The organism is Mycoplasma sp. 2261 (assembly GCF_053851575.1).
Window position 1 is genome coordinate 20033 of record NZ_JBSQAX010000010.1, and the last position, 12254, is coordinate 32286.

Annotated in this window: 12 protein-coding genes and 1 tRNA gene; 11 read left to right on the plus strand and 2 right to left on the minus strand. The window is 30.3% G+C overall.

What is annotated here, in order from left to right:
- Positions 1–3: 3 nt before the first annotated feature.
- Positions 4–1617: an ABC-F family ATP-binding cassette domain-containing protein gene (locus tag ACWXVM_RS02685; RefSeq protein WP_455994221.1), complete on the minus strand. Its 1614-nt coding sequence runs from the start codon at positions 1615–1617 to the stop codon at positions 4–6.
- A 304-nt stretch (positions 1618–1921) separates the two neighbouring features.
- Here ACWXVM_RS02685 and ACWXVM_RS02690 point away from each other — a divergent pair.
- Positions 1922–1997: transfer RNA gene (locus ACWXVM_RS02690), tRNA-Lys, on the plus strand.
- Between the two features lie 34 nt (positions 1998–2031).
- Here the strand turns inward: ACWXVM_RS02690 and ACWXVM_RS02695 are convergent.
- Positions 2032–4194, minus strand: a complete 2163-nt coding sequence (locus ACWXVM_RS02695) for an ATP-dependent Clp protease ATP-binding subunit (RefSeq protein ID WP_455994223.1) — start codon at positions 4192–4194, stop codon at positions 2032–2034.
- Positions 4195–4410: 216 nt separating this feature from the next.
- Here ACWXVM_RS02695 and ACWXVM_RS02700 point away from each other — a divergent pair, with 216 nt between their 5' ends.
- The 10 genes from ACWXVM_RS02700 to ACWXVM_RS02745 form a co-directional block, all read left to right on the plus strand.
- The gene (locus ACWXVM_RS02700) at positions 4411–4863 is read left to right on the plus strand and encodes a hypothetical protein (RefSeq protein ID WP_438340700.1); all 453 of its coding nucleotides are present in this window, start codon (positions 4411–4413) and stop codon (positions 4861–4863) included.
- Complete coding sequence (locus ACWXVM_RS02705; RefSeq protein WP_438340701.1) at positions 4856–5650, plus strand: F0F1 ATP synthase subunit A; 795 nt, start codon at positions 4856–4858, stop codon at positions 5648–5650. Before ACWXVM_RS02700 ends, ACWXVM_RS02705 begins: the two co-directional genes overlap by 8 nt.
- 28 nt (positions 5651–5678) lie before the next feature.
- Positions 5679–5987 carry an ATP synthase F0 subunit C gene (gene atpE, locus ACWXVM_RS02710; protein WP_438340702.1) on the plus strand — a complete coding sequence of 103 codons (309 nt, stop codon included), beginning with the start codon at positions 5679–5681 and terminating at the stop codon, positions 5985–5987.
- A gap of 42 nt (positions 5988–6029) precedes the next feature.
- Positions 6030–6560 carry a F0F1 ATP synthase subunit B family protein gene (locus ACWXVM_RS02715; protein WP_438340703.1) on the plus strand — a complete coding sequence of 177 codons (531 nt, stop codon included), beginning with the start codon at positions 6030–6032 and terminating at the stop codon, positions 6558–6560.
- Between the two features lie 2 nt (positions 6561–6562).
- Positions 6563–7093, plus strand: a complete 531-nt coding sequence (locus ACWXVM_RS02720) for a F0F1 ATP synthase subunit delta (RefSeq protein WP_438340704.1) — start codon at positions 6563–6565, stop codon at positions 7091–7093.
- 13 nt (positions 7094–7106) lie between these two features.
- Entirely contained in the window at positions 7107–8690 is a 1584-nt protein-coding gene (atpA, locus tag ACWXVM_RS02725) for a F0F1 ATP synthase subunit alpha (RefSeq protein WP_438340705.1), read from the plus strand.
- Positions 8669–9553 carry an ATP synthase F1 subunit gamma gene (gene atpG / locus ACWXVM_RS02730; RefSeq protein WP_444705052.1) on the plus strand — a complete coding sequence of 295 codons (885 nt, stop codon included), beginning with the start codon at positions 8669–8671 and terminating at the stop codon, positions 9551–9553. Before atpA ends, atpG begins: the two co-directional genes overlap by 22 nt.
- Positions 9537–11003 (plus strand): F0F1 ATP synthase subunit beta, encoded by a 1467-nt coding sequence (gene atpD, locus ACWXVM_RS02735; RefSeq protein ID WP_438340707.1) that lies wholly within the window; start codon positions 9537–9539, stop codon positions 11001–11003. The genes atpG and atpD overlap by 17 nt, the downstream gene beginning before the upstream one ends.
- Before the next feature lie 2 nt (positions 11004–11005).
- On the plus strand, positions 11006–11377 hold the full coding sequence (locus ACWXVM_RS02740) for a hypothetical protein (RefSeq protein ID WP_438340708.1): 372 nt from the start codon (positions 11006–11008) through the stop codon (positions 11375–11377).
- A 280-nt stretch (positions 11378–11657) separates the two neighbouring features.
- Positions 11658–12254: hypothetical protein (locus tag ACWXVM_RS02745; protein ID WP_455994225.1), on the plus strand; the 597-nt coding region annotated here is incomplete at its 3' end.

Consider the following 12254-nt stretch of genomic DNA (forward strand, 5'->3'; position numbering starts at 1 on the left):
TAATTAATATCCCATAGCTTCTTCATATTCGTCGAGATTTCCATAAAATAAGAAACTTGATTTTGGTTTTATTTCAAGAATAACATTCGCACATTCTTTAATCATAGCACGATTATAGGTTGTAAAAATACATGAGCTCTTATATGTTTTAACACCTTCAATTAAGCTATCAATTGACTCCGAATCTAAGTGATCAAGAGGTTGATCAAAAATTAAAAAGTTGCTTTCTTCTAGCATCAATTTAGACATCATTAACCTAACCTTTTCTCCCCCACTTGTTACTTGGACGTTTTTAAAAACACTATCATTAGAAAATAACATTCTTCCCAGAAATGCTCTCATTCTAGCATCACTGTTATCTTTTGTTTCTTGTGTAGTGTTATTTAATGGTCATTTACTTAATCAATCAATAATGCTTTCTGATTCATTAAAATATTCTTGATTATTTGAGGGAAAATAGTTAGGAGAAATAGTTATACCTCATTCAACAGTCCCGGAAGTTGGCTTTCTTCTATTCATTAATATTTCAAGGAATCTGGTTTTAGCAATATCATCATTGCCTACAATAACCATTTTATCACCAGGTTTTAAGGAAAAAGTTACATTTTCAAATAGTGTGTCTCCATTTTCATTTTTATATGTTAAATTATGAACATTTAAAATTTGTTTTCCGGGCAATCTATTTAGTTCAAATTTAATATATGGATACTTTCTTGATGAAGGTTTTAGTTCATCAATCACAATTTTTTCTAATAATTTTTTCCGGCTTGTTGCTTGTTTGGATTTTGAAGCATTGGCAGAAAATCTGGCAATGAATTCACGTAACTTTTGTGCTTGCTCTTCTTTTTTTAGATTGGTTTTTTGTTGCATTTCAACTAATAATTGACTCGATTGCTTTCAAAATGAATAATTACCAACAAATAACTTCGCTTCTGAATAGTCGATATCAATGATATGGGTACATATTGCATCTAAAAAGTCGCTATCATGACTAACAACAATGACAATATTTGGATAATCCATTAAGAAGTTTTCTAATCACTTTATAGTCTTTAAATCTAATCTATTAGTTGGTTCATCCATGATCAAGATGTCTGGATTTCCAAATAGGGCTTTTGCTAATAAAACTTTAACTTTCTCGTTTGCTTTAAGATTAGACATTTGCATATTTCATTTTTCAGGTTCAATACCTAAATTTGAAAGAAGAGTTTGGGCATCATTTTCAGCGTTTCATCCGCCCATTTCTCCAAAAAGTTGTTCTAAGTGGCTTGCCTTTTCATAATCTTCCATTGTAGCTTCAGGGTTTTCATAAATTTTATTCTTTTCAATATTTATTTGATAAAGTTCCTTATTGCCCATGATTACAACATCGGTAACATTAAAATCATTAAATTCATCCTGGTTTTGGCTCAAAACACTCATACGAGCATTTTTTTCTTTAATAATTTGACCCTCAGTTGCCTCGATCTCGCCACTTAAAATTTTTAGAAAAGTAGATTTTCCTACACCATTAGCTCCAATTATTCCATACACATTTCCAGGCAAGAATTTCAGATTGATATTGGTAAATAATTTTTTATCTGGAAAGATTTTGCTTATTCCACAAACATCTAGCATAGTAAACTCCTTAAAATATATCAGTATATAACTAAAAAATTTTACTAAATTTTGTAGGTTTTTATATTATATTGAAGGCCTCGGATTATATAAACATGATTTATATTGCTTTTTATATTAAAACTTAATCTTTTAATAGACTTTTTTAATTATTTCATAGTATTTTATGCCTTGCGAAATATTAATAAAATTGGTTTAATTTATTGTATTCCTGAAAAGTCTTACATTTATTTGCAATAAATAATTATTTTTTTTAATATCATCAAAGATATTTGTTTATAATTTATTAGGTATTATTTTAAATGCATCCTTAGCTCAGCAGGTAGAGCAAGGGACTCTTAATCCCTGGGTCGTGGGTTCGATCCCCACAGGATGTACCATATAAAAATACAAGGCTAATTGCCTTGTATTTTTTTAATTACCTTCATGATCTATTTCTATTTTAATTTCATTGTTTACAATTGATAGATAAATAATCGAATCTTCTTCTATTGAGTTGCGTAATATAAAATCTGCAAGTTTATTTTCGATATTGTTTTGAATAAATCTTCTAATAACTCTAGCACCAAAAGCTGTGTTATATGACTTATCTGCAATATACTCGATAACTCCTTGATTGTATTGCAACTCAGATTTAATATTTATCGAAATACGGTTGGCTAGTTTTTTTAATTCTAAATCAACAATTTCTTTTGTGACTGAGTTACTCAATTTATTGAATGGAACAATTTCATCAATACGGTTAATAAATTCTGGCTTAAACTTAGTTAACAAGATTTTTATAATTTCATCCTTGCTAGGCATTTTTGTCATAATTTGTTCTGATCCAATGTTTGAGGTTATTATAATTATTGTGTTTCGAAAATTTATTTTTCGACCTTTATTGTCGCTTAGTATCCCGTCATCCAATATTTGCAAAAGAATATTTAGAACATCAGCATGGGCTTTTTCGATTTCATCAAATAAAACTATTGAATAAGGGTTTTGTCTTACTTTTTCAGTTAATTGGCCGCCATTATCATCATAGCCAATATATCCTGGGGGCGAACCGATTAGTTTTGATATGCTATGTTTTTCCATATATTCAGACATATCTAAACGAATAATATTGTTTTCATTGTCAAATAGATTGAGTGCTAATGCTTTAGCAAGTTCTGTCTTTCCTACACCTGTTGGCCCTAGAAATAGAAATGAACCAATAGGTCGATTAGGATCATTAATATTAGCTTTAGCTCTTTTGATAGCTTCAGAAACTAGGTTGATAGCATTTATTTGCCCCTTAACCCTTAATGCAAGATTTTCACTTAATTTAAGAAGTTTATTTTTTTGCTTTTCAAGCAATTTTGTTACCGGTATTTTAGTTCATTTGCTTACAACCTCAGCAATTTCTTCCTCATCAATTGTTTCTCTTATTAAACGATTTGGCAAATTGGTTAGTTTGTTTTCAACTTCTTTTTTCGAATCATCAAGTTCTGGTAATAAAACATACATAACTTTTGAAGCTTCAAGGTATTTGCCTTCATTTTGTAATGTGTTTAGATGTCTTTTTAAATCTTCAATATTGTCTTTTAGTGAGGATAGTTTAGCAATTAAATTTTTTTCTTCTTCTCATTGGCTAGACAGCTTTTTATGCTCTGCCTTGATTTTTGTTAGATGTTCATTTATTTGTTTTATGCGGTCATTATTGTTGTTATTTTCTTTACCAACAGAGTTTTTTATTGCTGCCTTTTCGATCTCCAGTTTAGTTATTTCATAATTTAGTCTTTCAATTGGTTCGGGAATATATTTCATTTCTGTTTTAATAGATGCTGAGGCTTCATCTACTAGGTCTATTGCCTTATCAGGTAGAAAACGATCTTGGATATATCTGGCCGATAGGTTTGCTGCGGCTACTAGGGCCTCATCCTTGATTTTTACCTCATGAAAAGTTTCGAGTCGTTCTTTGATTCCCCTTAAAATGGTAATGGTGTCCTCAATAGTTGGTTCATTAATAAAAATCTTTTGCATTCTTCTCTCGAGAGCAGAATCTTTTTCAATATGTTTTCTGTATTCGTCGAGAGTGGTAGCGCCAATTAGGTGTAATTGTCCTCTTGCCATCATTGGTTTTAACATGTTACCTATATCCATACTACTATCACCTGTTCCACCAGCTCCGACGATCATATGAATTTCATCAATAAAAAGAATAATTTCGCCATTAGAATCTTTAATTCTTTTTAAAATAGCTTCAATTCTTTCCTCAAATTGACCTCGAAATTGTGTTCCTGCAACAATAGATGAAATATTAAGCTCGTATACTTTTTTATTTTTTAAATTCTCAGGCACTTGGTTATCAATGATTTTTTTAGCTAATCCTTCAACAATTGCTGTTTTTCCAACGCCTGGTTCCCCGATTAAAACTGGGTTATTTTTTGTCTTGCGAGATAAGATTCTTACTAATGATCTTATTTCTTCGTCGCGATTTATAACTGGTTCTAGTTTTCCTTCCAAAGCCAGTTCAGTAAGATTGCGGCCATATTTTAATAATGGGTCTTTATCTTCTTTGTTATCCTCTGCAGGTGTTCATGATGCATGCATATTTCGACCTCCTTAATTTAAATATATATTAATTATAACATAATTTAGCACTCTACTACTTAAAGTGCTAAAAAACTATTTTTTCATATTTGATTTTAGGTTTTAAGGATGTATATTTTTTGGCATTATTTTGTGAATATATTTATAAAAACAAAAAATTCAAAAGTAATATAATTTTACATTAGGTTATTAAAATATAAAAATAACCACTTGAGCATGAATAAAACACATGGAAAAAAAATTTGAATAACTTATACTACATTAAATGTTGCGTTGTTGTTAATATTTTCATCAATGTCATTTTTTGACTACTCGTTATTGTTAGGGTATTTAGTGGGTATAGTTAGTTTTTTATTATTTTTATTATCAGTATATGTGATCCTAAAAATTGTGAAAAATAGTATTAATGTTCAAGGTAAAAAACATTATAAAATAAGGATGCTTATTTCTGTTCTTATATTTTTTGCGTTGAATATTTTTAATGGAGCAATATTTGCTATTTTTATTTATATTAATACTTACCTTCACAAAGACTATCCCGGTTTAAATGCTGCTTTTTTTCCATTTAATACAATCACAATGACAGCACCTTATATTCTATTGTCCATTTTTTCAATAGTGTGGGCCGTTGTTACTATGGTTAATAAAAGAAAGGAGCTAAATGGATAAATTACTAAAAATTAATTGATTTGGTTCGACAGAAATTAATAGTAATCAAATATTTTCATTAATATCCTTAGTTTTTATTGTTCTTATTTTGTCAGTTTTAATTTATGTAGCAGTAAAACGACAAAAAGTTGACAAGGCACCTAATGCTGCTTTAATCCTAGTTGAAACAGCTATTATCGGCGGAGATAATTTCTTTAGTGATACACATGAGTCGAAGTTTGATAAAGCAAATCCATACTTAATATCATTATTTGTGTTTATGTTCTTTGGAAACATATTATCATTAGTTGGTTTTGCTCCGGTTGGCTCGAGTTTATCTGCGGTTTTAGCTGCCACAGTGGTGTCTTGATTAGGAACGGCTGGTGTTGGGATAGCTTATAACAAAATTAAGCATATTATTAAATTGCTAAATCCATTAGAATTTGCTTCAAATTTCTCACCAATTGTTTCTATGACTTTCCGGGTATATGGAAATATCATTGGGGGAGTTGTTCTTGTTTCATTGGCAACAATTTTCTTAAACAATATATGAGCAAAAATTATTGGTCTTGATGTTAGTGCTGAAGCTTCGACATTCAATCCATTTGGTGTTGTGGTATTGCCGGCATTTAATCTTTATTTTGATTTATTTGATGGTATTATTCAAGCATTTGTTTTTGTGGTGTTGACAATGTCATATTGGGCGCAAGCAGCTGAGGAAGACGTTAAGGAAAAACATAAGAAAAAAATTAGAGATTGAAAAAGTAAAATTATCGCTAATAAACAATTAATTCAAGAAAGTAATTAAAATATTTTTAAAAATATAGGAGAAAAAAATGATTGATAAATTAGATAAAATTTCAGATGTTATTAATAGATTTGACCCAAGTAAAGCCGGTGATGCTAGCGGTCAAAATTACCCCTTTGCATACGGTTTAACAATGTTAGGTGCCGGGTTAGCAATCTTTGGAGCTGGATTTGTTTCGATTGGTCAAGGTATGGCCGTTGCTAAAGCCTGTGAAGCTGTTGGTAGAAACCCAGAAGCTTTATCTAAAGTTCGTACTTTATTAATTTTAGGTTTAGCTATTGTTGAAACTGCATCAATTTATTGTTTAGTTATTGCTTTATTATTAATCTTTGTATAGTTAAATTATTTTTTGATTTATATGAGAGTATTAACTTATCTTATGAAAGCCCCTGAAGGTAAAGGGGGAGTTAGTGAAGAATTAGAAAAAACCTTCTCTGGCTTAACATTTAATTGGCCTCTATTTGTTTTTTCTTTAATTGTGTTAATGCTAATAACCATTATTATTACTTTTTTGGTATATAAACCAATTAAGAAAATGGTTAAAAAGCGTCAAGAATTAATTCAAAGTAATATTGATGCTTCAATCAAAGCAAAAGATGAAGCACTAAAAATACAAGAAGAACATGATTTAAAAATAATTGAGGCTACTAATCAGGCAAGAACTATTATCAATAATGCAAAAGCTGAAAGTGAAAGAATTGTAAATAGTGGTTCAGCTATTGCGAAGAAAAAAGCTGAAATGATGTTAGAACAAGCAGAAATTTTGATTAATAAAAAGCGTGTTGAATTCAGTAAAGAGCAAAAGAAAATTATTATGGAAAATGCTGTTGAAATTGCTAAAAAAATTATTGGCCGTGAAATAAAAGATGCTGATAATGTCAAAATGATTAATGAGGTTATTAAGAAATAGATATGACTGAATTAAATGAAGTAATTAATAATTGATCATTTGCCTTATATGATTTAGCTAATGGGTCTGATCAACTTCAGGAAATTACTAATCAGACTGCTGACATTATTAAGGTTTTGAAACAAAATAAAGATTATTTAAAAATCTTAAATTCTTTTGATATAACGGAAGAAAAAAAGTTTATGTTAATTAGTGAGGCTTTTGATTCATACCATCCATATATATTAAATATTATTAAATTAGCAACCAGAAAACATATTGTTAAATATATGGATATTATATTTCATCGCTTTATTGAATTAGCAAATGAAAAATTAAATATTAAGTATGGTTATGTATATTCAGTTAAACCATTAAGTACTGATAAGATGAAAAACCTTGAAAAAAAGATTTCATCTGATCTAAATGCAAAAGTTACTTTAACTAATCATATAGACCCTGATTTAATCGGTGGAATAAGAATAAAAGTAGACGAGTACTTGATTGATAACTCTGTTTTGGGAAAATTAAACAAGATAAAATCATTAGAATAATGAAAGGAAAGATATGGCTTTAAAACCCAGTGATTTATCAGCTATCATTAAAAATCAAATTAAAGATTTCAACGAAACTGTTAGTTATGATGAAGTAGGTAGAGTTATTACTGTTGGTGACGGTATTGCTCTAGTTAGTGGTTTAACTAATGTTGAATATGGTGAATTAGTAATATTTGATTGCGGTATTGTTGGTATGGCCTTAAATCTTGAAGAAGAGTTGGTTGGTGTTGTTGTTACTGGCGATGATCGTAATATTGTGGAAAATTCACATGTCAAGAGAACACACAACGTTATCTCGGTTCAAGTGGGTGACGCTTTATTGGGCCGTGTTATTAATGCCCTAGCATTACCAATTGATGGTAAGGGTAAAATTAATAGCGAAATAAAGAGACCAATTTTCAAAATTGCGCCTGGTGTTATGACACGTAAGGAAGTTTCAGAACCCTTACATACTGGTATTTTGGCAATTGATGCTTTAATTCCTATTGGAAAAGGACAACGTGAACTAATTATTGGCGATAGACAAACAGGAAAAACAGCCATTGCCATTGATGCGATATTAAACCAAAAAGGCAAAGATGTTTATTGTATCTATGTGGCTATCGGCCAAAAAAATTCAACAATTACCCAAATTGTTGATCAGCTTGAAAAGAATGATGCAATGAAATACACAACTATCATTGCAGCATCAGCTTCTGAAAGTGCGCCATTGCAATATATAGCACCCTATACTGGTGTAACTATTGCTGAGGAATGAATGGCAAGAGGTAAAAGTGTTTTAATAGTTTATGACGACTTATCAAAACATGCCGTTGCCTATCGAACATTATCTTTATTATTGAGAAGACCTCCCGGCCGTGAAGCATATCCTGGTGACGTCTTTTATCTACATTCGCAATTACTAGAAAGATCTGCAAAACTAAATAACGATTATGGTGGCGGTTCAATAACTGCCTTGCCAATTATCGAAACACAAGCTGAAGATATTTCAGCATATATTCCAACTAATGTTATTTCAATTACTGATGGTCAGATTTTTACCAAAGAATCTTTATTTAATTCTGGACAAAGACCTGCAATTGATATTGGTTATTCTGTAAGTAGAGTTGGTTCAGCCGCGCAAACCAAAATGACTAAAAAGGTGGTGTCAAGTTTAAAGCTAGAATTAGCTCAATATAATGAAATGCAAGCATTTGCACAATTTGGTTCTGATTTAGACCAAAATACAAGAATTATTTTGGAACATGGTGCTAAGGTCTATGAGTTGTTGAAACAGTCACAATTTTCACCATATTCTCCTGGTCAACAAATTATCTTATTGTTCCTTGCTAAGTATCGCTTAATTAATGTAATCCCTAAAAACAACATTATTAAATATCGTCAAGAAATTCTGACTTATTTTGCAACAGAACCTAAAGCAATAAAAATCATGAGAAAGATCGATGAATCTAATGATTGAACTAATGAATTAATTGAAGAAATTTATAATCAAATCATTTTATTTAATGACCTGTTTATAAAGACTATTCCCCTATATAATCCTGAAAACTTTATGCCTATCCCTGAATTACCATGGAAAGCTTGCAAAAAATAAAGCAACGTATTAATTCAATTAATTCTACCAAAAAAATAACGAAGGCTATGGAACTTGTAGCCACTGCTAAGTTTTCAAAAATTAAAAACAAAATTAGTGAGGTTAAATCTTACTTTAAAAATGTTGAAGCTATTTTTATTAATCTTGTAAAAAATTCAACGCAGGATATTGACAAATTATTAAATAAGCATGCATGAAAATTTAGCAATCGTCGTAATTTATATATTATTTTTGGGAGTGATTTAGGTCTATGTGGATCATTCAATTCCGAAATGTATAAAATGATAAATGAAGTTGTTACAGGTGAAGATATTTTGATTGTTATTGGCTCTAAATTGTTAAGCCTAATTGAAAAAAATAAAAAATATCACATTATTCAAACCTTAACACAAATCGGTGATAATCCAACATATGAAATAGCTCAAGTGATTTCAAATAAGATTTATGATGTTTTAGAAATATCACTTTTAAATTCAGTTAAATTAATTTATACCAATTATGAAAACCCATTAAAGGCCGATCCTGTCGTTCAAGAAATTTTTCCAATTTCAGCAAACACGATTGGCAAAATCGAAAAAAATAACCAAAGTTTTCACCAAGATAAAGGGATCAGGGAGATTGTTTTTGAGCCCAACCCTGAAACCATTTTAATTAACTCATTTAGAATATTCTTTGAAGCATCTATTTTTCATGCTTTAACTAATGCAAAATTGGCAGAAACTAGTCAAAGAAGAACAGCAATGGAACAGGCTTCTGATAATGCCGAGGACCTTATTGATGAATTAAAAATTGAATATAATAGTTCGCGTCAATCAAAGATAACACAAGAATTGACTGAAATTGTTAATGGTGTCGGATCTTAAAGAAAGGATAAAGAAAATGACTAATAAAAAAAATAATGAATTAAATTATGGTGTTATTACCCAAATTCTTGGTGCTGTTATTGATGTCAGATTTAAGGAAGGCACTGCACCTAAAATGCTTAACGCCTTGGAAGTTATTGATGAAAAAAACCCTAACAACAAACAAATTCTTGAGGTTGCTCAACATATTGGTAATGACACTGTAAGAACAATAGCCATGAGTTTAACCATTGGTTTAAGACGTGGCATGAAGGTATTGGACCTTAAAAGACCAATTACTGCACCTGTTGGTAAGGAAATTCTTTCAAGAATGTTTAATGTTTTAGGTCAACCTATTGACTTGCTAGGAGGCGATTTTGAGCAACAAATGCCTATCCATAGAAGCGCACCTAGTTTTGAAGAACAAAAATCCACTTTAGAAATATTTGAAACTGGTATTAAGGTTATTGACCTATTAATACCATACATTAAAGGTGGAAAAATTGGTCTTTTTGGTGGGGCCGGTGTCGGCAAAACTGTTTTAATACAAGAATTGATTAATAATATTGCAAAACAACATGGTGGTTTATCAGTATTTGCTGGTGTTGGTGAAAGAACAAGAGAGGGTAATGACTTATACCACGAAATGAAGGCAAGTGGTGTTTTAGATAAAACTGCATTAGTATTTGGACAAATGAATGAGCCTCCAGGCGCTAGAATGAGAGCGCCATTTACTGCACTAACTATGGCCGAGTATTTCCGTGATCAAATGGGCCAAGATGTGCTTTTATTCATTGATAATATCTTTAGATTTACCCAAGCAGGTTCAGAAGTTTCGGCATTGCTAGGTAGAATGCCTTCTGCCGTTGGGTATCAACCAACATTAGCAGTCGAAATGGGGCAATTGCAAGAAAGAATTACTTCTACAAATAAGGGATCAATAACATCTGTTCAAGCAGTTTATGTTCCTGCTGATGACCTTACTGACCCTGCTCCTGCGACCACATTTACTCATCTAGATGCGAAAACTGTTTTAGATCGTGATATTGCAGCATTAGGTATTTATCCTGCTATTGACCCATTGGGTTCTAATTCCCGTATGATGGATCCTAATATCGTTGGTTTGGATCATTACAATACTGCGAGAGAAGTACAAAATATTTTGCAAAGATTTAAGGAATTACAAGATATTATTGCAATATTGGGTATGCATGAATTATCAGAGGAAGACAAGAAGGTTGTTGCTAGAGCACGTAGAATAAGAAGTTTCCTGTCCCAACCATTTTTTGTTGCTGAAAAATTTAGTGGTATAAAGGGTAGATACATTAAATTACAAGATACCATTAGATCATTTAAAGAAATTTTAAGCGGAAAATATGATGATCTACCAGAAGAAGCATTTTTATATGTTGGTACTATTGAAGATGTTATTGAAAAAGCTAAAAACCTTGGATATGTATTTGACAAATAGTTATGAATGATAAATTCATTGAAATAGTTATAACAACGCCAAATTGTGTATATTATCAAGGTAAAGGTAGTATCGTAACATTTACCACTACTGAGGGGCAAATTGGTCTAATGAAAGATGCTGTTCCATTTTTAGCGGCATTAGTTCCCTCACAAATAATTATTAAAGATCAAGATAATAATAACCGGATTTTTTACATCGATCGTGGGATTGTTGAATTTAGAGATAATTTGCTTTCATTGATTGTCAATAATATTGACGTTAAACCAATTGACACAGAAATCAAGTTTAAAAAAACAAATGAAAAGAAATATACTATTATTGAAGAAGTTGTTTTAAAAAAGAAATTGGCAGAACAAAATAAAAAACTATAAATACAGAGAAATCTGTATTTTATTTATTTTTTTAAGGACTCAAATAAGTTATTGGCGTTAGTTTAACTGCTAGTAGATATTTAAAATATATTAGCCAATATAAAAAACTATAAAAATAACTATAAATTAGATTTTTACATTAAACCTAAAGAAAACCCTAAATTTTCTTTAAAAAAAATTCCAAAACAAGTTAGAAAATAATGATTATTTTCACTCTGTACTACAATATATAATATATATAATTAAATTACAACTTAAACTTTCATAAAGGTATTAAAGAATGCGAAAATCTAGTAAATTATTAATAACATTATGTACCCTTAATGTGGGTGCTATTATTGCATCAGTAGGAATTTCTATTTCTACAACTATTAAACAAAAACCAAGAAACGCTCTGATTAAAAAGATTAAAGAAATTCAAGAAGAATTGGTAACTAATAAAAGACTTAGTGAAGAACAAAAGGTTGCTATTAAACAAGCTATCGAAGAAGCTAATAAGGTTCTTATTGGGCAAAACATGGATGATACTAATTTTGAAAATGCTATTTCGCAATTAGTTAGTTCATATGAAGCAATCATACAAAATTTTGAACCAGTCCCAGATATTAAAGAAAAGGAAAATTCTAAAAATAGATATAATGCAAAGTTGCAGCAAGCTATGAAATTGTCTTCTATATTAGTTGATTCAAAATATGAAGAAGTTAAGAAAAAAATAGATGGAACTATTCAAAGAAACACCAATTTAATTAATGATAAAACTACAAAGGATCAATATGACCGAGCTGCAAAGGATTTAGAAGATGCTATTACTGAAGCTAATATGCAAAAGAAAATGATTGATGATAGCAAAGATTCTGAATTAGAAAAAGCCAAAAAA